Source organism: Aestuariibaculum lutulentum (assembly GCF_032926325.1).
GTDB lineage: Bacteria > Bacteroidota > Bacteroidia > Flavobacteriales > Flavobacteriaceae > Aestuariibaculum > Aestuariibaculum lutulentum.
Map to the genome: position 1 here is coordinate 1047461 of NZ_CP136709.1, position 19508 is coordinate 1066968.

Genomic DNA, 19508 nt, shown 5'->3' on the forward strand with positions numbered 1-19508 from the left:
TAAATTATTTACACCAAATAAGTCCTTTTGGTAATTTTCAGCAAATTTCCGTTTTAAATACATTATTATTAATGGTTTTAACAATAAATTATGAATTAAATAAATACTATCGATTTAGTAGGCTTATATTGAGGATTTTTCAATCAAAATACTCAAACCACTAACACATAAACCACTGATTTAAAGTTAGATACAAAAAAAAGCATTGTGCAATATTAAAATGCACAATGCTTTAACTTTATAATCAATATTTTAGACTGAAGATTTAGCCTACAATATTTACAATTTTGCCTGGTACAACAATCACCTTTTTAGGGGCTCTTCCCTGTAATTGCTCCTGAGTTTTTTCGTGAGCTAATACGGTTTTCTCGATATCTTCCTTACTCATATCTAACGGTAATTCTAAAGTGAAACGCATTTTACCATTAAATGAAATTGGGTAATTCTTACTGCTTTCTACTAAATGACTCTCGTCGAATTTAGGAAATGCTGCCGTTGAAATCGATTCATTATGCCCTAACTGACTCCATAATTCCTCAGCAATGTGAGGCGCGTAAGGAGAAATTAAAACCAATAACTGCTCTAAAACAGCTTTCGATGTACATTTTTCTGCTGTTAATTCGTTAACCGCAATCATAAAAGTTGATACCGATGTATTGAACGAGAAGTTCTCGATATCTTCCTGTACTTTCTTAATTGTTTTATGAAGTGTTTTTAAGCTGTCTTTACTTGGCTCGCTATCGTCTACTCGTAATCCGTTATCGTTTACATATAGTTTCCAAAGTTTTTTAAGGAACCCGTGAACACCTGTAATACCAGCTGTATTCCAAGGTTTGTATTGCTCTAACGGCCCAAGGAACATTTCATATAAACGTAAAGAATCGGCACCGTAATCGATACAAATCTGGTCTGGATTCACCACATTATACTTCGATTTCGACATTTTTTCAACTTCGCGAGAAACTTTAATTTTTCCTTTTGAATTTAAAATCGGTCTCTTGATATCATTCTCTCTGGACCATAAATTAAATTCTTCAAAGTCTAATTCATCTTGAAGATTAACACATTCTAATGAACTATGCGTTGAATAAGTGGTAAATGATATTTTACTCAAATCAAAACCATTCTTTTCAAAATCAGTCAAATCAATATCTAATCCACTTACAACTTCTTTCAAATTATATTTAGGACCTGCAATAGCATCATACTCCTTTTTATTTTCCAGTAAATCATATGAAATAACAGAATTACCTAACAAAAATTCAAAAATATTATCAAATAATTCATCCTTCTCTCTTAAAACATCTTCATCTATTCCTTCATCATAAGAATAGAAGCCAGTATCCTTTATTTTATGAACAAAAGCACTCGTCCCAAGAATCATCCCCTGGTTAATCAGTTTTTTAGCAAACTCATCAACTGGTACAACACCCTTATCAAATAAGAACTTTTGCCAGAAACGCGCATATAATAAGTGCCCTGTGGCGTGCTCGCTTCCACCGATGTATAAATCGACATCTTTCCAGTAATTCAACGCCTCCTGACTTGCGAAAGCTTCAGTGTTGGTTGAATCCATATAACGGTTAAAATACCATGAACTTCCAGCCCAACCTGGCATAGTATTTAACTCTAAGGGGAAAATTGTGTTATTATCAATTAAATCGTTACTTACTACGCGGTTTTCAACCGTATCCCAGGCCCAAACCGTAGCATTACCTAATGGCGGCTCACCAGTTTCGGTTGGTAAATACTTTTCTACTTCAGGTAATTGAATTGGCAAATGCGCTGCATCAATCATTTGCGGCATCCCCTCTACATAATACACAGGGAATGGCTCACCCCAATAACGCTGACGACTAAATACAGCATCACGTAAACGGTAGTTGGTTTTCCCTTCTCCACAACCTAATTTTTCTAACTCGGTAATAACCGTTTTGGTTGCTTCTTTATAATTTAAACCATTTAAAAAGTCGCTGTTAGCGATAATGGTTTTGTCTTTATCGGCAAAGGCTTCTTCCGAAATATCGGCACCTTCAAAAATATTTGGAATGGCAATATTGAAATGCTTCGCGAAATCATAATCACGCTGATCACCACAAGGCACAGACATTACCGCTCCTGTTCCGTATCCTGCTAGAACGTAATCTCCAATCCAAACAGGAATTGGTTCTTTGGTGAATGGATGCTCAGCATACGCACCTGTAAAAGCACCTGTAATGGTTTTTACATCGGCCATACGCTCACGTTCGCTACGTTTCGCCGTTGCTTCAATGTAAGCTTGAACCTCTGCTTTTTGCTCCAGAGTTGTAATTTTAGATACCAAATCGTGCTCCGGCGCTAAAGTCATAAAACTAACCCCAAAAATCGTATCAGGACGTGTAGTGAAGACTTCAATAGTGTGAGATTGCTTCGCATCGCTCTCAATGACGTTGAAAGTCACAGCTGCACCAACCGATTTTCCAATCCAGTTACGCTGACTTTCCTTTAAAGAATCGGTCCAGTCAATGGTATTTAAGCCTTGTAATAAACGCTCGGCATACGCAGAAATACGCATACTCCACTGCGTCATTTTCTTTCTAACCACCGGATGACCACCACGCTCAGAAACCCCATTAACAATCTCGTCGTTTGCCAACACGGTTCCTAAAGCAGGACACCAGTTTACTTCGGTTTCTGCTAAATACGTTAATCGATATTGTAATAAAATTTCCTGTTGTTCTTTCGATGAAAATGCTTTCCACTCTTCAGCGGTAAACGACTCAACAGCATCATCACAAACGGCATTAACGTTTGCATTTCCTTCAGCTTCAAAAATGTTGATTAAGGTTGAAATATCTTCAGCTTTCTCAGCGTCGTTATTATACCAAGAGTTGAATAACTGAATGAAAATCCACTGCGTCCATTTATAGTAACTAGGATCAGACGTACGAACCTCACGAGACCAGTCGAATGAAAAACCTATTTGATCTAACTGGCGACGGTAAGTTGCAATATTCGTTTCGGTAGTAATAGCCGGATGTTGCCCTGTTTGAATCGCATACTGCTCAGCCGGTAAACCAAAACTATCGTACCCCTGCGGATGTAATACATTAAACCCTTGATGGCGCTTGTAACGCGCATAAATATCTGATGCGATGTATCCCAGCGGATGCCCTACGTGCAATCCGGCACCACTTGGGTAAGGAAACATATCTAACACATAATATTTAGGTTTGTCTGAATGATTTTCAGCCTTAAACGTTTGATTTTTGGCCCAGTATTCTTGCCACTTCTTCTCGATTTGATTGAAATCGTATTTCATCTACTTATATATTATTCTATCAACAGGCATTCATCCTATTGTAATTCTGCTTTTTAAAAGCGCAAATTTACGGTTTCTTCAGAAAACAGAAAGCCTTTATACACAATTAATAAAATTGAATTTTAAGCTCGTATTATAACAATCCTTTAAGCTTCCATTTTACAGAGTATTTGTAATTTCGCAGCTTAAATTATCTGACCTTGATAAAAGATACCACCAAAGCACACTTAGCGTTATTAGGAGCCAACATTATTTACGGTGCCAACTACATTATTGCAAAAGGCGTAATGCCCAACAAGATTGGTCCGACAGCCTTTGTATTTATTCGCTTAGCCTGTTGTGTTTTATTGTTCTGGTTAATTAAATTCTTATTTGTCAAGGAAAAAGTTGAAAAGAAAGATTTTTTACGCTTGGCCCTTTGCGGCCTGTTTGGAGGGGCATTAAATCAATCCTTGTTTTTTCACGGTATAAACTTAACCTCGCCTATTGATGCCTCTATTATTACCACGGCAACACCGGTAATTGTTTTAGTATTCAGCTATTTTATTCTGAAAGAACGCATTACTAAAAATAAAATTCTCGGCATTACTTTAGGTGCTATTGGTGCTGTTTTATTGATTCTATATGGAAACAAAGCCGTTGGAACGAGCTCGTTTTTAGGTAACTTATTTATTTTACTAAATGCTTGCAGCTATGGACTATATCTGGTACTTGCCAAAACGCTGATGCATAAATACAACGCTATGACCGTAGTGAGCTGGATTTTCTTCTTCGGATTTTTATATGTCTTCCCGTTTGGCATTAACGCCTTTTTAGAAACTGATTTTGCTGGGTTTGATTTAGACACCTACTTAACTATTGGTTATGTGGTGATTTTCACAACGTTCCTAGCCTACTTTTTTAATATTTATGCACTTAATCATTTAGCGCCATCGGTAACCAGCAGCTATGTGTATTTACAACCTGCGGTAAGCTTCATTATGGTGAGTATCATGGCTTATGTTTTTATGAAAACCCAATATGCGCAAGATATTAATCTGGTTAAAATATTAAGTTGTGGACTTGTTGCTCTTGGTGTTTATCTGGTGAGTAAACCGCAAAAAAATAAGGCCTAACCAATTTAGACCTTATCCTCTTTATTTTTAATACTGCTTAAAATCTACGTCCGATAGAAAACTGAAATACACTGTTTTGCGCGTCCGGATTATCAAAAGCATTTGTTACTCCAATATTGTATCGTGCCTGAGCAAACCAGTAACGATCCAGATTTAAACTTAAGCCAAAGTTAAAACCTAAATCGAAGGTATTGGCACCCGCATCGTAGTCGTAATAATCGTCACTATAGTTCGCTCTGTCTTTTACCAAAAATCCCAATTGAGGTCCGAAATCTAAACTCAACTGATCGCCCAAATAAAATTTAGCCATTACCGGTACCGAAATATAATCTAAGTAATATCGCGCCAGAAGACCATCGGAATACATTTCTTCCCCTCCAACACGCGAAAACAAAAATTCAGGTTGAATGGCAAAGTTTCTATTGATTCTATTTTCAGCAGTTAAACCTATATGATATCCTAACAAACTATTGCGAGCTATACCATCATTACCCCCTTGAAAGGACGATACATTCAATCCGGCTTTCAGTCCAAAAACATAATTACTGTTACTACTATACCTCTGATTATAACGTTGCGCCTGAGCTTGATTAAAAAATGCAGCAAATGTGACTAAGGCTAAAATTAAAATGTTCTTCTTCATAATGTTTGTTTTTCAATTTTATTTTCACGTTTTCAACAACCATGCCAACCCAAATAAAATCCACAACCTCATTATTCTGAAACCCATGAAAACCTAAACTTTTAATAGGTTTAAACAACAATTTCAATCTTTAAAAGTTATAGAATTAGAATGCAAATAATTTAATTATTGTTTTCCTTTTACTTTTAGTATTTTTACGTCGTTAATCCCACATTTATATGAGTTCATCTTTCGAGAAACACCAAAAACGCAGACTTATATCATCGTACTTTTCAGTAGTTTTAAGCATTGCTTTGGTTTTATTTTTATTAGGATTATTAGGCTTATTGGTTCTTAATGCTAAAAAGGTTTCCGATCACTTTAAAGAACAGGTTGTTGTTACCATTTATTTGAAAGATTCGGCGAAAGATGTGGAGACGAAACAACTTGAAAAAAGTCTGGCTATGGCCGATTACGTAAAGTCTACCGAATATGTTTCTAAAGAACAGGCAGCAGAATTTATGAAGGCTGAAAACGGTGAAGATTTCATGGATTTTGTAGGCTACAACCCGTTACAAAACTCCATTGACGTGCATCTTAAAGCCGATTACGTAACCTCGGAACATTTAGAAAAAATTTCGGAAGAAGCCTTATCTAAAAACTTTGTTGATGAAGTGACTTACGATAACGATTTGGTTAACTTAATGAATGAAAACGTTAAAAAAATAAGCTTCTGGGTATTAGTATTAAGTAGCATATTCACCTTAATCGCCGTATTATTAATTAACAGTTCCATAAGATTATCGGTTTACTCCAAACGATTTACCATTAAAACTATGCAAATGGTGGGTGCGACCAAGCAATTTATTCGTCGTCCGTTTGTTTGGAAAAGTGTTCGTTTAGGTGTTATTGGTGCGGTAATAGCTTTAATAGGCATGGGCATTGTTCTGTATTACGTTAACAAAATGTTCCCGGAATTAGGCTTACTTAACACCCCGATTTTAGTGGTTTTACTATTTGCGTTTGTATTTGGATTAGGCATTGTAATTACCTGGATAAGTACGCATTTTGCGACGCAACGTTTCCTGAATTTAAAAACCGACGAACTTTATTATTAGATAATTTATAAACCTGTTAACGTTTATTTTTTAAATAAATACGTTAATTTGCGTTACACTTTTAAACACATTATGGGAGAAGAAAAACAAAAAGACACCAATAAAAGCCAGTTTATTTTCGGAAAGAAGAACTACAAATTCATGTTTATTGGTTTGGCTTGTATTGCTTTAGGCTTTATTTTAATGTCTGGCGGTGGTAGTGACGACCCTAATGTTTTTAACCCAGAAATTTTTCATTGGCGACGTATTCGTTTAGCACCTATGCTAGTGCTTTTAGGTTTTGGTATCGAGATGTATGCCATTTTACTAAACCCTGAAAAGTAATTATTCAAGAAGCGTTTTAGCAAATATTTTAGTCATTTGGTTCACATAGTCTTTTGCATTTTTCATAGCATCATCTGTCGATTTACTATAATTTAAAACCTTATCGGAGTAATCTATTCCTAAACCCTGCATCTCCTTTTCAGACAAACGAATATCACCACAAAAAGCAGCAACTTTTATTTTTTTCGCTTTCGCAGAAGACAACACACCCTGAATTGTTTTACCTGATAAAGTTTGAACATCTAAACAGCCTTCACCAGTAATAATCCAATCGGCATCCTGAAGTTTATTATCGAAATCGGCTAATTCTTTTATTAATTCTACGCCCGGTTTTAAATCGCCATTTAAAAATATTTTTGAAGCGATTCCCATACCTCCAGCTGCACCAGCTCCTTCTACTTTTTGCGGATTTATATTGAAAGTTTTTTCTATAATTTTTGAAAAATCTTTCAATCCTTGATCTAACAGTTCAACGTCTTCATTTGTAGCTCCCTTTTGTTTAGCATACACTTGTGCAGCACCATGTTTACCGTATAGTGGATTCGAAACGTCACAGGCTACTTTTATTTCAACATCCTTTAATTTTGGGTTCACACGAGATGTATCTATTGTTTTTATACGACTTAAATTTGCTCCTATCGGCTTAACACCTTCATCAAAATCATCTAAAAATCGGTATCCTAAAGCCTTTGCCATTCCAATACCACTGTCGTTAGTTGCACTTCCTCCAATACCTAAAATAATAGTTTTAGCACCTTTATTAATTGCGTCTAAAATCAATTCACCTGTTCCATAGGTGGTTGCATGTTTACAATCGAGTTCTTCAGTTTTCAGAAGCTTATACCCAGAAGCTTCCGCCATTTCAATAAAGGCTGTTTTGGAATGTTCAGCATATAAATATGAGGCCTCGATTAATTTAAAAAACGGATTATGCACCATAACCTTTACGGTTTCTCCGCCTAAATAAAAGTTAATGATATCAATAGTTCCATCTCCTCCATCAGCCAAGGGCAACTTCAAAATCTCAGCATCTGGCATTACTGAAAGCATACTCTCTTCAACAGCATCACAAAGATCTAAAGCAGATAGTGAGTTTTTAAATTTGTCCGGCGCGATTATGATTTTCATAGAAAAAGAAAAACATGAAAATATTTAAATTTCGATTATCGAACAAATTACTAATTAATCCTTTTAAAGTTTCTATGATTGGCGACCAATTATAACGCTATTTTAATATTTTTGCCCCATGGATATAATAAACGCTATCATTCTTGGTATTATTCAAGGGCTTACCGAATTTTTACCAGTATCGTCAAGTGGACATTTAGAAATAGGAAAAGCCATTTTAGGCGATCAATCTGTCCCGGAAGAAAGTCTGCTTTTCACTGTTGTTTTACACTTCGCTACCGCTCTAAGTACTATTGTTGTTTTTCGAAAAGACATTCTAGAACTTATTAAAGGCGCCTTAAAATTTAAATGGAATGACGATTTACAATTTGTTGCAAAGATTGTTGTTTCCATGATTCCCGCAGTCATTGTCGGACTGTTTTTCGAAGAACAATTAGAAGCTCTTTTTGGAGGTAACATTCTATTAGTAGGTAGTATGCTAATTATAACTGCTGCATTATTATTCTTTGCCGACAAAGCTAAAGACACTAACAAAAAGGTATCATTCTCGAACGCATTGATCATAGGTGTTTCTCAAGCTATCGCGATGCTTCCTGGAATTTCTCGCTCGGGAGCAACCATATCAACTTCAGTTTTACTTGGTAACGATAAAACAAAAGCTGCTCGCTTTTCATTTTTAATGGTGGTGCCGTTAATTTTCGGGAAGATTGCAAAAGACATTTTAAGTGGCGATTTAGCATACAACAGCTCACATATTACTTCATTATCAATCGGGTTTATTACTGCTTTTGTTGCTGGTTTATTTGCCTGTACCTGGATGATTGCTTTAGTAAAAAAGAGCAAACTAACATACTTTGCAGTGTACTGTGCTATTGTTGGTATTATTGCTATTCTATTTTCAATTTTAAACGGCTAATATGAATTTACAGGAAGAATTTCAGGCTGGTAAAGTTTTACTCATCGATAAACCTTTAAACTGGACCTCGTTTCAAGTGGTTAACAAACTGCGCTGGGAAATAAAGCAAGCCTTTAAACTAAAAAAAATTAAAGTTGGTCATGCCGGAACATTAGACCCTTTAGCCAGTGGATTATTAGTTATTTGTACCGGTAAAATGACTAAAGAAATCGATTCGTTTCAGGCACAAATTAAAGAATATACGGGTACCATTGTTTTAGGAAGCACGACGCCATCATACGATCTTGAAACCGAGATTAATAAAACCTTTCCTACCGAACATATTACCGAAGATTTAATTAAAGAAACTACCAAACAGTTTATTGGTGATATTGAACAATATCCTCCTGTTTTTTCGGCGTTAAAAAAAGACGGTAAGCGTTTATATGAATTTGCCCGTGCGGGTGAAGAGGTCGAAATCAAACCACGAAACATTAATATTGCGGAGTTTGAAATTACAAATATTAGAGGCTTAGAAGTTGACTTTAGAGTGGTTTGCAGCAAAGGAACCTATATACGTTCTTTAGCCAACGATTTTGGAAAAGCTTTGAATTCCGGTGGCCATCTATCGGCTTTAAGACGTACGAAAATCGGAGATTTTGATGTTACTAACGGGGTTAGCATTGAAGATTTCATTAGCTCTCTGAACAACCAAATTGAGTAATTTTACGTATATTTCGAGTAGAATCACCCAAAAACAACCCAGATTTGCACCTAACAGATCAACATAAAGCCCTACTCATTACGCTTCTTATTACAGGAACCGTTATCCTTTTTGTTTTTAATTTACACTTAAAACAGCAAAGCGAACAAATAGCTGAAAGCTATTATGAAATGGAACCCGAAAAAGAACTAAGCAAAGAAGAAATTAAGGTTCTGGAGGCTTTAGAACAACTTCAAGGAAGTAAAGCGGAAACTAATCAGGCATTCAACGAAACAGATAATAGCAAACATTTTGCTCAGGCGTTTAAAACCATTGCTCCTCCTGAAGATTACGTTCCAAAAACAAATACAAGTACAGATTCAGGAGAAAGTGATAATTCGAATGCTTTAGGTGAAAATTTTTCAGAAGATAAAGCGATTAAAGAAGAAGAACTATCTGCCTTTAATAAAGTAAGCGAGCTTTTAAAAAAACAAAAAAGTGAAGGCGTAAATAAGAAGAGTACCATGAGTTACTCCCTTAAAGACAGAACACACAACTTTATGCCTACCCCAATTTATTTATGTGAAGTAGGCGGAAAAATTGTTGTAAATATTACGGTTAATTCTCAAGGCACGGTTACCGACGCCTCTATTAACGGCTCATCGAATTCAGACAATCAATGCCTGAAAGAACACGCTTTAGAATATGCCAGAGAAGCCACTTTTAGCGAAGACGCATCAAAACCTTCTCAAGTTGGAACGATTACCTTTAATTTTATAGGCAAACCTTAGCTTCCAATCCACATAGTATTTCGGTAACATCGTTAATAATGTTTAGTCCCTTGTCACTGTTATACCAATGTTGTAAATCCTCTTTAAATTCAGGAGTTAATTTTCCGTTTTTAGCAATAAACCGTTGCACGTAAGTTGTCGCTTCACTTGGTCGTGGTCCATACGTACTTAATACTTCGCCTGTATTATCGTCAATAATAATAACTTTAGGAATTGATCGCGCACCCTTGGATAAAAAGGCATCCATAAGATCTGGATTTTCATCACGAAGCACTACCCTGTAGGTTATGTGCGGATTAACCTCAGCAATCTTATTAAGCACTGGCAAAACATGAGCTGCATCACCACACCAACTTTCAGCAATAACCAACCAGGTAATATCCTGCTTAAATTTAGATATTCGTTTTTGTGAAACCTCCGGAATTCTTATGGTTTTATCCCAACGTTTCATGCGTCTTTCATTTAATTTGGTGAAATCCGCCTGATCTTTTGTTTGTTCTGCACCTGTTGTGGAATGTTCTTCGGCTAAACGTTTTACTAAATCTCTATATGCCTCATAAGACATGCTTCGATCTAAACTATCTTTAATTATTGACTTCATGGTTTATGCTATTATCTTGGGCAAAATTAGAGGCTCATACCTTCATTTAAAATGATTTTTGTCATACTTTTACATAAATCCTTACAAAAATTACAATGAGCGAAAAACATAGATGTCGCTGGTGCGTTGGCGATTCCTTGTATGAAGCCTACCACGACGAAGAATGGGGTGTTCCGGTTTATGATGATGCAACTCTTTTTGAATTTTTAATTTTAGAAACTTTTCAGGCAGGTTTAAGTTGGATTACCATTTTAAGAAAACGAGAAAACTTCAGAAAAGCTTTTGATAATTTCGACTATAAGAAGATAGCAAACTACGGTGAGGATAAAATAGATAGCCTACTGGAAGATGCCGGCATTATTAGAAACAAACTTAAAGTAAAAGCAACTGTTACCAATGCCCTTGCATTTATGAAAGTACAGGATGAATTTGGTAGTTTTAGTAAGTATATCTGGGATTTTGTGCAAGGTACACCTATTAAAAACAAACTGGAAAATTATAAAAATGCACCAGCAACTACAGCCATTAGTGATGCCTTAAGTAAAGATTTAAAAAAGCGAGGTTTTAAATTTGTAGGATCGACAGTTATTTATGCACACATGCAAGCCACCGGTATGGTTAACGACCATGAAATAAACTGTTTTAGATATAATGAAGTATAAATTTCATATCATTTTTCCTTTTTGTTATAATATCTTTGCTAAAAGCTATAACTGGCATATTCAACTAAAAATGACCAGTTGATCTGCATTGAACGATTATGAAATTAAAACATGTTTTCCTTTGTATCTTTCTCTCCTGTAACACATTCATTTTAAAAGCGCAGGATCATTCAGGGGTACTTGGTGAAACTTCGTTTGTTCTCAATTATGGTGTTTCTAAAAACTATAGCTTAAGTTTTACTGGGCGCTCTCGTTATTTTTTGTTTGAGAACAAAACATTTAGCTTTCAGCAACAGCAATTAGATATTTTTCACATGTCCACCTTCTCTTTAAGTTCTTCAAATCGTTTAGGAGTCGGACTCTATTACAGACATCGAGACGTTTTTGAATCTGGGAGTGATGAGCTACGGTTTATGCAGCAATTTAAATACCAAAAACATAAAGCTAAAATAAGCTTTGGTCACCGCTTTAGAACAGAACAACGGATATTAGAATCGAAAACTATTTTTAGACAGCGTTATAGATTTTCTGCCAATTTCCCTATTAGCGGACATAATGAAGGCGTTGAAGCGCCTTATGTTTTATGTTATTTTGAAGGATTATTAAGTTTTAGCAAGCCCGACGCTCCCGAAATCGATCAGCGTACAGCTGTATATCTGGGATGGCATTTTGGGAAACAGCTAAAATTTGAAACGGGAATTGAATATCGATTAGAACGCTTTAACCTCGACTCCAGAAATTACTTTTTCTTCTTAAATACGTTAAGCCTTTCCATTTAAAAGACCTATTAATACAGCTTCTCGAATTTATTATAAATATTCTAAAAATTCGGCTCTAGAAATTTCTTCTGCTCCAAGACTTTCGAGATGATTAGTATGCACCTGACAATCTATTAATTTATAATTACTATGCTGAACAAAAGTGATAAACCCAACCTTACTGGCATTACTCACTTTTGAAAACATACTCTCACCACAAAACACACCATTACCTAAATCGACACCATACAAACCACCAACCAGTTTATCATCCTGCCACACCTCTATCGACTTTGCATAGCCTAATTTATGTAGTTTAACATAGGCTTCAATCATATCGTTGGTTATCCAAGTCTCGTCCTGTCCTTCTCGTTTTATTCTAGAACAGGATTGCATGACCGTTTTAAACTCTTTATTAACGGTAACATTAAACTTTTTATTACGAAGTACCTGACGCATGCTTTTTGAAACCTTTAATTTTTCAGGAAACAACACAAAACGCGGGTCGGGAGACCACCATAAAATGGGCTCATCCTGACTATACCAGGGAAAAATACCGTACTCGTAAGCAAACAACAAACGCTCTACCGACAAATCTCCTCCAATAGCTAATAAGCCATCAGCACTGGCTTCGCTATAATCAGGAAACCATAAGTCTTGGGTTAAAAAATGCATAGTCTTTCTATTAAAACAAAAAACCTCAACATTATTTAATATTGAGGTTTCTTAAAATTTATAACAACGACTTAGAACGGTAAATCGTCGTGATCGTCTTCATTTAAACTTCCTGCCGGTTCAAAAGCATCCATTGGAGGTACCGGTGGTAAATTATCTCCTGAAGCTCCCGCTTGAACTGCTTCAATTCTCCACCCTTGAATAGTGTTGAAATATTTCGTTTCTCCTTGTGGGTTTACCCATTCTCTACCACGTAAGTTAATACTAACTTTTACCTGTTGTCCAACCTGGTAACTGTTTAATAAATCAGTTTTATCCTGTACGAACTCAACCATAATGTGTTGTGGATACTGCTCTTCAGTAGTTACAACAACTTCTCTTTTTCTAAAACCATTACTTCCAAAAGATTGAGTTTCACCAATCATTTTAATTCTTCCTTGAACTTCCATGTATTACTATTTATTCAGATTTATACTTTATTTACTTAACTTAATAATATTTTCCAGGCACTATCAACATCACCATAACTCAAATACTTTTGAGCCAGTTTATGTTTTTCACGGTGCGAGGCTGTTTTTATATTCGGATAACGCTCGCCTAAATCGGTTACAAACGCCGTCACGTCTTCATTACTTGGCAAACCCTCTACATTACCCAACATTCCCAAATCGTTGCCGGTTAAAACCATACTGTTTTTAATCTCCTCCGGAAAACTATCCACTCCAATTCCTACAGTTGAAATAGGCTTCGGAATTTCAAAAAAACCTTTGTTTGCTCTGGTATAATAACTCCCTCCGGCTCTGGCAACCAAATCTAATTTCTCCTGAATAACGTGTCCGTCTTTATCTAAAACATCTTCATCAATATGAAGTTTTACAACCTCACAGATAATTAAATTCCCGGCGCCACCTTCGCTTCCCAAAGCGATAATATCGTTCACCTTACATTCCATTTGCACCGGCGATTCGGCTACACGAAATGGTTTAACAATATCAGACTTTAACATGGTTAACCCTGATTTTTCAAACTCGTTAACGCCTTCAGGAAAATCTGAACTCGATAACGACATTTGATGTACCATATCGTAATTAACGGTGTTAATAACCACCTCGCGAGTCGCCTCAATATTTTTTAATGTATGCTTTATCGTATTGTCTTTAACACGACGCGATGGTGAAAAAACAAGTATTGGCGGATTAGAGCTAAATACATTAAAAAAACTAAATGGTGATAAATTTACACGCCCTTCGGCATCAACTGTACTGGCAAAAGCTATAGGTCTTGGTGCTACTGCACTTAACAAATAACCATGTAACAAACTGGTTCTTATTTCTTTGGGATCTATAGACAGCATCTAGTTTTGTTTCAACAAATGTAACTAATCTAAATTGTAACTAAAAACCAATTTACTAACAAGTTAAACAATAATATTAACAGATTTGCATTATATTAGATACTAATTAAAAACGCATGATTTTTACTAAATATAGTAATACACTACGCTGGGTTATTGTAGCCGCTTCTCTTATTATCGTTTCCCTGATTTTGTGGAAAACCTACGAATTTTTTCAACATTTTAAAGAAGAAGAACGTACCAAAATGGAAAACTGGTCGTTTGCGCAAACCGAATTTATCAATTCTGATGACGATGCTACGAACCTAGACCTCACCCTGAAAATTATGAGCAGCAACGAAACTACACCTATGCTGGTTATTAATGAAGATGGCAGCTTAAACAGTTTCAAAAATTTAGATGAGACGAAAATTCAGGATTCACTATACGTACAAAAATTAATTGCCAAATTTGCTGAAGAAAACCGCCCCATCCCCGTAAAATTAGGGAATTCCATTGCAAGCACTATTTACTATGGCAACTCCCCACTTTTAAATAAACTTAAATATTATCCATTAGCTTTATTATTGATTGTGTTTTTATTTGGCGCTGTGATTTTCTTTTTCTACCGAAGCACTAAAAATGCAACTCAAAATAAACTATGGTCGGGTATGGCTAAAGAAACTGCACATCAAATCGGTACGCCATTATCCTCTTTAATAGGGTGGACAGAAATATTAAAATCTGAAAATGTAAATCCCAGTTATATCTCTGAAATTGAAAAAGATATAGACCGCTTACAAACTATAACAGAACGCTTTAGCAAAATTGGTTCAATTCCTACCTTAGAATTAGCAGATATTAAAAAAGAGACCCTAGATTCTTACGATTATTTAAAAGCGCGCGCTTCTAAACTAATTGACTTTGAAATTGTTATGCCCGAAAGTGGCATTTTAGTAAATTTGAACAAACAACTTTACAGTTGGGCCATTGAGAACCTGGTTAAAAATGCCATTGACGCCATGAAAGGCAGAGGTAAACTAATTGTTGAGATTGTTGAGATTGATAGCACCGTAAAAATTAATGTTACCGATACCGGAAAAGGTATCGCCAAGAAAGACTTTAATAAGATTTTTGAACCGGGATACACTACTAAAAAACGTGGCTGGGGATTAGGCTTATCGCTAACCAAACGTATTATTGAAGACTTTCATTATGGCAAGATTAAAGTTTTACACTCTGAAAAAGATAAAGGCACAACCATACAAATAACTCTTAAACGCGCTTAGGCTATGACAGAACACTATATCAAAATTAAAGCTGTTGATCTTAACAACAATTGCCCGGAATGTTACAGTAAAGAAGGCTTAAAACTTACCTTTAAGCAAAAGTTTATAGAAACCAACTTCTATAAAAAAATTACTTCTGATATTAAATACGAAATGGATTGCTTAACCTGTAATACGCATATTTACCCCGTAAAATGGACCGAAGATATTGAGCGTGTGTTTGAATATCACAAAAGAGGATTTAACCCTAAACAAGCCTCGACACATTTTAAAAAGGCGACGTGGCTTGCCATTACTTCAGGTGTATTTATTGCATTGTGTATAACCGCAGTTATAATATATAGCGTATTATAAAGCTGCCTTAATTTTTTCTGCTAAAGCCTCAAACTCCTCTTGGGAGTGCGATACTTTTTTAATAAAACGCGCGTCTTCCATGGTTGTTAATGGTATTAAGTGTACGTGAACGTGAGGCACTTCTAAACCAATAACAGTAACACCTACTCGCTTACAAGGAATAGATTTCTGGATAGCAATCGCTACATTTCTTGAGAACTGCATTAATCCCGTGTAGGTCGCTTCATCTAAATCGAAAATTTTATCAACTTCCTTTTTAGGAATACAAAGTGTATGTCCTGAAGCATTTGGATTAACATCTAAAAATGCTAAAAACTCATCAGTCTCAGCAATTTTATAACAAGGAATTTCTCCGTTAACTATTTTAGTAAAAATTGAAGCCATAATATTAAAAATGAGAGATTATAAATTTAAAAGATTCCTGACTAAGTTAAGACAGGAATCTTTTAAAAACATTGTATTATGTTATTATTTATCTTGAAATTTCGATAATATCAAATTTCATAACGCCATTAGGAACCTGAATTTCAGCAACATCACCAACGGATTTCCCTAATAATCCTTTACCTATAGGTGAATTTACAGAAATTTTACCCGCTGCTAAATTTGCTTCACTTTCAGCCACTAAAGTATATACCACTTCCATACCGTTGGTTTGGTTTTTTATTTTCACTTTAGATAATACCAAAACTTTAGAGGTATCTAATTGCGACTCATCAATAATACGGGCATTAGAAAGTACTTCTTCAAGTTTAGAAATCTTCATTTCCAATAAACCTTGAGCTTCTTTCGCAGCGTCGTATTCTGCATTCTCACTTAAATCTCCTTTATCTCTGGCATCGGCAATAGCCTGTGATGCTTTTGGGCGTTCTATATCTTTTAGTTGTTTTAATTCGTCTCTTAATTTCTTTAATCCTTCCGGTGTATAGTACGATACTTTACTCATAACTTCATTCATTTAATAATTAAAAATGCCGAAAACATGTCTATCGATTTTCTGCATAAAAAAAATCTCGTTTTCACGAGATTGAGTAACAAATATACAAAATATTTATCTCAATTTCCTTTTTGTTGTAAATTGCGATAGAATATTTTGCGAATTTTATGAAGCCTCTTTTATACATTCTTACCCTTTTTTTAATCGTGTCTTGCAGTAGCGACGATATTATAAAAAACCCTTATTTACCGGACTACAAGTTTAACACAAACAACTTTATTGACACTCGATTACCACAATACAACAAACTTCAACTACCGGGGAATTATGTGATTTTAGAAGGTTATGGTATAAATGGTGTGGTATTGTTTTATGCTGGAGGTGACATTTATAATGCCTTTGAATTATCGGACCCTAATCACGCTTTAAGCACTTGCTCCAAATTAACAATTGATGGGATTATTGCTTCATGCACTTGCAATGATGACAACTCCTATGATATTCTAACAGGAAACATGGCCGAAGGTACTACCGGACAATATCCTTTATTACGTTATAATGTTGAAGTTTCCGGGTATATTATTCGAGTATACAACAATTAAAAAACGCCCCGATTAGGAGCGTTTTCATTTTCTTATTTTTCTCTTTCATTAAAACTTTAAAGTCATTCCTAAAAGGAAATTAATTTTAGCCTGCGGATAGTAGAAATTCTCTGTTATCGCATTATCATTACTTCCTTGTGGTCTGTAATAATAGCTATAAGTATATCCATTAGACACATATTCGTTATCGAAAATATTATTCACTAACAGATTAAAAGCTACTTCTTTAATCCAGTTTGGCTGTATCTTAAAAGTCGCATTAAAATTATTTACAAAATAGGCATCCATACTTTTGCTATCGCTAGATGTATTATCTAAATACTGCTTGCCTACATATTTTGAAATAAACGCCAGATTTAAATTTTCTAAAGGTGTAAAACGAACAGTTCCTCCGGCAACAACGTTTGGTGAAAATGAAATGTCGGTATCTTCATAAGATGTTGTAATAGCATCGTAAGACACGGTTTCCCAAGTATTCGGGTCGTACTGGGCATCGTAAACCACGTAGTCGAAATTTTTAATTTTGTTTTGACTGAAGGTCGCATTGGCATCAACTCGTAGCATCTCTGAAAACTTATAACCCGCCTGTAACTCAATCCCGGCTCTGTAACTCTCCTTTACATTTTCACGAATGGGGTCTCCAACATTATCTAAATCGCCCGTTAACACCAACTGATCTTTATAATCCATATAATACAGATTAGCAGTCGCGTAATACTTTGGCGTTTTTAACTTATAACCAAACTCGTAATCGTATAAACGTTCTGGTTGTGGCAACACAGGATTCTTTGTTAAATCGTCGCGATTTGGTTCTCTGTTCGCTAAAGACAACGACCCGTAAACCGAATTATAATTATCAATAGTATATGTTACCCCTGCTTTTGGATTGAAGAAATTATAAGTTTCTGAAACATTTATAGGAATTAAATCTGAACTCAATCCGTTAGACTTATAATCTACACCTCTATACTGTATATCGGCAAATAAAAACCATGTATAATTTAAAGTATATTCAGCTTTTAAATACGCATTGTAATCATTTTTCTCTCCTACACTAGTATAGTAATCTGTTCGAATTGGCACAGAAACCGGAAACGAATCCCATATTAATTCACCAAAATGGTCGCCATCATACTTATTATATCCTCCCCCTAAATATACATTTAGATTATCTTTTTTATAGTTGAAAGAAGACACGATTGCATAAAAATCGTTATCTAACCAACGGCGTCTAATAACATCGCCTTCTTCACTGGCATCGGCACTTTCAGGAAAATAGTCACCTACTTCCTCACCATCTTTATATTGCTCAAAATACCCATTTCCGCGTGTATAATTTCCCGAAAGGTTTGCTGAAAAATGAGTATTAAACTGATGAGATACATGCAATTGATAATGTGTTTGCTCGTAATGATCAATCTCGTTATCGTAAGTATAATAGTTATACGTACGGCCTGAATTCAATAGATTTTCAGCTTCAGCTTCCGAAGAATAATTTCTATCGATAAAATCCTGAATACCTTGTAAATCACCTTTTACAACGGCTTCTGGCGTACCATACCAAGACTGATACGTTTTTTCTTTTCCTCCAAAAACGATTGCTTTAACCGATGTTTTTTCATCTAAAAATCCACCTTCAACATAATATGATGATAAATCGGAAGACGCACGATCAATATAACCATCACTCATAATTTTAGATAGTCGACCTTCTGCATAAAACCCATTTTTTAATCCAGATCCTAAACTGATATTATGCTTACGTGTACCGTAAGATCCTACTACATTTGTGGTTGTTGCGTAACCTTCGGTTGAAGGATTAAGAGTTTTTAAGTTTAAACTTGCTCCAAATGCTCCAGAACCATTGGTACTGGTTCCTACGCCACGTTGCAACTGAATATCTTCAACAGAACTCACAAAATCAGGCATATTTACCCAAAATGTCCCCTGACTTTCAGCATCATTATACGGAATACCGTTTATGGTTACATTTACGCGAGTTGCATCAGTACCACGAACTCTAATTCCTGTATAACCTACACCTGCTCCGGCATCAGAAGTTGTAACAACAGATGGCAACTGGTCTAATAAAATAGGTAAATCCTGACCCAAATTGGTCGACTCCAGTTCTTCTTTAGATATGTTAGTGAAGGCTACCGGAGTTTTGTCTTTTGCCCGGGTTGCAGAGAGCAAAACTTCATCTAATTTTTCAACCTGAGTTGAATCTTGTTGTTGTTCTTGGGCATTAACCTGAATAGCTAATACCAAAGTAGTTAAAACAATAAATAAATGTTTCATTA

The 19508-nt window shown here is 35.4% G+C and carries 21 protein-coding genes; 11 read left to right on the plus strand and 10 right to left on the minus strand.

Annotated elements, in window-relative coordinates; translation table 11 throughout:
* Positions 1–265 precede the first annotated feature (265 nt).
* Complete coding sequence (locus R1X58_RS04420; protein ID WP_240572145.1) at positions 266–3301, minus strand: leucine--tRNA ligase; 3036 nt, start codon at positions 3299–3301, stop codon at positions 266–268.
* Positions 3302–3501: 200 nt separating this feature from the next.
* Between R1X58_RS04420 and R1X58_RS04425 the strand changes: the two genes are divergently transcribed.
* Positions 3502–4416, plus strand: coding sequence for a DMT family transporter (locus tag R1X58_RS04425; RefSeq protein ID WP_240572146.1), 915 nt, complete (start codon positions 3502–3504; stop codon positions 4414–4416).
* Between the two features lie 37 nt (positions 4417–4453).
* Here R1X58_RS04425 and R1X58_RS04430 read toward each other — a convergent pair whose 3' ends face one another.
* Complete coding sequence (locus R1X58_RS04430) at positions 4454–5059, minus strand: porin family protein (protein WP_240572147.1); 606 nt, start codon at positions 5057–5059, stop codon at positions 4454–4456.
* 218 nt (positions 5060–5277) lie between these two features.
* Here R1X58_RS04430 and R1X58_RS04435 point away from each other — a divergent pair, with 218 nt between their 5' ends.
* Both R1X58_RS04435 and R1X58_RS04440 read left to right on the plus strand, forming a co-directional pair.
* On the plus strand, positions 5278–6156 hold the full coding sequence (locus R1X58_RS04435; RefSeq protein WP_240572148.1) for a cell division protein FtsX: 879 nt from the start codon (positions 5278–5280) through the stop codon (positions 6154–6156).
* 72 nt (positions 6157–6228) lie between these two features.
* Complete coding sequence (locus R1X58_RS04440) at positions 6229–6480, plus strand: DUF3098 domain-containing protein (protein WP_240572149.1); 252 nt, start codon at positions 6229–6231, stop codon at positions 6478–6480.
* Here R1X58_RS04440 and R1X58_RS04445 read toward each other — a convergent pair whose 3' ends face one another.
* The gene (locus R1X58_RS04445; RefSeq protein ID WP_240572150.1) at positions 6481–7608 is read right to left on the minus strand and encodes a glycerate kinase; all 1128 of its coding nucleotides are present in this window, start codon (positions 7606–7608) and stop codon (positions 6481–6483) included.
* Positions 7609–7726: 118 nt separating this feature from the next.
* Between R1X58_RS04445 and R1X58_RS04450 the strand changes: the two genes are divergently transcribed.
* The 3 genes from R1X58_RS04450 to R1X58_RS04460 are packed head-to-tail and all read left to right on the plus strand — an operon-like array spanning position 7727 to position 9997.
* Positions 7727–8524 carry an undecaprenyl-diphosphate phosphatase gene (locus tag R1X58_RS04450; RefSeq protein ID WP_240572151.1) on the plus strand — a complete coding sequence of 266 codons (798 nt, stop codon included), beginning with the start codon at positions 7727–7729 and terminating at the stop codon, positions 8522–8524.
* Position 8525: 1 nt separating this feature from the next.
* Complete coding sequence (truB, locus tag R1X58_RS04455; RefSeq protein ID WP_240572152.1) at positions 8526–9227, plus strand: tRNA pseudouridine(55) synthase TruB; 702 nt, start codon at positions 8526–8528, stop codon at positions 9225–9227.
* 44 nt (positions 9228–9271) lie between these two features.
* Complete coding sequence (locus R1X58_RS04460) at positions 9272–9997, plus strand: energy transducer TonB family protein (RefSeq protein ID WP_240572153.1); 726 nt, start codon at positions 9272–9274, stop codon at positions 9995–9997.
* Here R1X58_RS04460 and R1X58_RS04465 read toward each other — a convergent pair.
* Positions 9981–10598 carry a thioredoxin family protein gene (locus R1X58_RS04465; protein WP_240572154.1) on the minus strand — a complete coding sequence of 206 codons (618 nt, stop codon included), beginning with the start codon at positions 10596–10598 and terminating at the stop codon, positions 9981–9983. The genes R1X58_RS04460 and R1X58_RS04465 overlap by 17 nt on opposite strands.
* A gap of 95 nt (positions 10599–10693) precedes the next feature.
* Here R1X58_RS04465 and R1X58_RS04470 point away from each other — a divergent pair, with 95 nt between their 5' ends.
* Entirely contained in the window at positions 10694–11260 is a 567-nt protein-coding gene (locus R1X58_RS04470) for a DNA-3-methyladenine glycosylase I (protein WP_240572155.1), read from the plus strand.
* A gap of 98 nt (positions 11261–11358) precedes the next feature.
* Positions 11359–12039 carry a DUF2490 domain-containing protein gene (locus R1X58_RS04475; RefSeq protein WP_240572156.1) on the plus strand — a complete coding sequence of 227 codons (681 nt, stop codon included), beginning with the start codon at positions 11359–11361 and terminating at the stop codon, positions 12037–12039.
* A gap of 30 nt (positions 12040–12069) precedes the next feature.
* Here R1X58_RS04475 and aat read toward each other — a convergent pair whose 3' ends face one another.
* The 3 genes from aat to R1X58_RS04490 form a co-directional block, all read right to left on the minus strand.
* A complete protein-coding gene (aat, locus tag R1X58_RS04480) occupies positions 12070–12693 on the minus strand; it encodes a leucyl/phenylalanyl-tRNA--protein transferase (RefSeq protein ID WP_240572157.1) in 624 nt (207 codons plus the stop codon).
* 71 nt (positions 12694–12764) lie between these two features.
* Complete coding sequence (locus R1X58_RS04485; protein WP_240572158.1) at positions 12765–13142, minus strand: DUF3127 domain-containing protein; 378 nt, start codon at positions 13140–13142, stop codon at positions 12765–12767.
* Between the two features lie 35 nt (positions 13143–13177).
* Entirely contained in the window at positions 13178–14047 is an 870-nt protein-coding gene (locus tag R1X58_RS04490; protein WP_240572159.1) for a flavin reductase family protein, read from the minus strand.
* A gap of 116 nt (positions 14048–14163) precedes the next feature.
* On the opposite strand from R1X58_RS04490, the gene R1X58_RS04495 reads away from it, so the two are divergent.
* Together R1X58_RS04495 and R1X58_RS04500 are read left to right on the plus strand one after the other, a co-directional pair.
* Positions 14164–15315, plus strand: a complete 1152-nt coding sequence (locus tag R1X58_RS04495; RefSeq protein ID WP_240572160.1) for a sensor histidine kinase — start codon at positions 14164–14166, stop codon at positions 15313–15315.
* 3 nt (positions 15316–15318) lie between these two features.
* The gene (locus R1X58_RS04500; protein WP_240572161.1) at positions 15319–15669 is read left to right on the plus strand and encodes a hypothetical protein; all 351 of its coding nucleotides are present in this window, start codon (positions 15319–15321) and stop codon (positions 15667–15669) included.
* On the opposite strand, the gene R1X58_RS04505 is transcribed toward R1X58_RS04500, so the two are convergent.
* Positions 15664–16053 carry an HIT family protein gene (locus R1X58_RS04505; protein ID WP_240572162.1) on the minus strand — a complete coding sequence of 130 codons (390 nt, stop codon included), beginning with the start codon at positions 16051–16053 and terminating at the stop codon, positions 15664–15666. The genes R1X58_RS04500 and R1X58_RS04505 overlap by 6 nt on opposite strands.
* Before the next feature lie 88 nt (positions 16054–16141).
* Positions 16142–16615: a transcription elongation factor GreA gene (gene greA / locus R1X58_RS04510; protein WP_240572163.1), complete on the minus strand. Its 474-nt coding sequence runs from the start codon at positions 16613–16615 to the stop codon at positions 16142–16144.
* Between the two features lie 158 nt (positions 16616–16773).
* Between greA and R1X58_RS04515 the strand changes: the two genes are divergently transcribed.
* The gene (locus R1X58_RS04515) at positions 16774–17208 is read left to right on the plus strand and encodes a hypothetical protein (protein WP_240572164.1); all 435 of its coding nucleotides are present in this window, start codon (positions 16774–16776) and stop codon (positions 17206–17208) included.
* A 48-nt stretch (positions 17209–17256) separates the two neighbouring features.
* Here the strand turns inward: R1X58_RS04515 and R1X58_RS04520 are convergent, their stop codons facing one another.
* Positions 17257–19506, minus strand: a complete 2250-nt coding sequence (locus R1X58_RS04520) for a TonB-dependent receptor (protein WP_240572165.1) — start codon at positions 19504–19506, stop codon at positions 17257–17259.
* Positions 19507–19508: the final 2 nt, after the last annotated feature.

Bases quoted from the DNA above. Each gene is read 5' to 3' on its own strand.
- R1X58_RS04430 (WP_240572147.1), bottom strand. From the start codon at position 5,059: ATGAAGAAGAACATTTTAATTTTAGCCTTAGTCACATTTGCTGCATTT.
- R1X58_RS04440 (WP_240572149.1), top strand. From the start codon at position 6,229: ATGGGAGAAGAAAAACAAAAAGACACCAATAAAAGCCAGTTTATTTTC.
- R1X58_RS04520 (WP_240572165.1), bottom strand. From the start codon at position 19,506: ATGAAACATTTATTTATTGTTTTAACTACTTTGGTATTAGCTATTCAG.
- R1X58_RS04485 (WP_240572158.1), bottom strand. From the start codon at position 13,142: ATGGAAGTTCAAGGAAGAATTAAAATGATTGGTGAAACTCAATCTTTT.
- R1X58_RS04490 (WP_240572159.1), bottom strand. From the start codon at position 14,047: ATGCTGTCTATAGATCCCAAAGAAATAAGAACCAGTTTGTTACATGGT.
- R1X58_RS04465 (WP_240572154.1), bottom strand. From the start codon at position 10,598: ATGAAGTCAATAATTAAAGATAGTTTAGATCGAAGCATGTCTTATGAG.
- R1X58_RS04495 (WP_240572160.1), top strand. From the start codon at position 14,164: ATGATTTTTACTAAATATAGTAATACACTACGCTGGGTTATTGTAGCC.
- R1X58_RS04515 (WP_240572164.1), top strand. From the start codon at position 16,774: ATGAAGCCTCTTTTATACATTCTTACCCTTTTTTTAATCGTGTCTTGC.
- truB (WP_240572152.1), top strand. From the start codon at position 8,526: ATGAATTTACAGGAAGAATTTCAGGCTGGTAAAGTTTTACTCATCGAT.
- R1X58_RS04445 (WP_240572150.1), bottom strand. From the start codon at position 7,608: ATGAAAATCATAATCGCGCCGGACAAATTTAAAAACTCACTATCTGCT.
- R1X58_RS04435 (WP_240572148.1), top strand. From the start codon at position 5,278: ATGAGTTCATCTTTCGAGAAACACCAAAAACGCAGACTTATATCATCG.
- greA (WP_240572163.1), bottom strand. From the start codon at position 16,615: ATGAGTAAAGTATCGTACTATACACCGGAAGGATTAAAGAAATTAAGA.
- R1X58_RS04420 (WP_240572145.1), bottom strand. From the start codon at position 3,301: ATGAAATACGATTTCAATCAAATCGAGAAGAAGTGGCAAGAATACTGG.
- R1X58_RS04500 (WP_240572161.1), top strand. From the start codon at position 15,319: ATGACAGAACACTATATCAAAATTAAAGCTGTTGATCTTAACAACAAT.
- R1X58_RS04475 (WP_240572156.1), top strand. From the start codon at position 11,359: ATGAAATTAAAACATGTTTTCCTTTGTATCTTTCTCTCCTGTAACACA.
- R1X58_RS04505 (WP_240572162.1), bottom strand. From the start codon at position 16,053: ATGGCTTCAATTTTTACTAAAATAGTTAACGGAGAAATTCCTTGTTAT.
- aat (WP_240572157.1), bottom strand. From the start codon at position 12,693: ATGCATTTTTTAACCCAAGACTTATGGTTTCCTGATTATAGCGAAGCC.
- R1X58_RS04470 (WP_240572155.1), top strand. From the start codon at position 10,694: ATGAGCGAAAAACATAGATGTCGCTGGTGCGTTGGCGATTCCTTGTAT.
- R1X58_RS04450 (WP_240572151.1), top strand. From the start codon at position 7,727: ATGGATATAATAAACGCTATCATTCTTGGTATTATTCAAGGGCTTACC.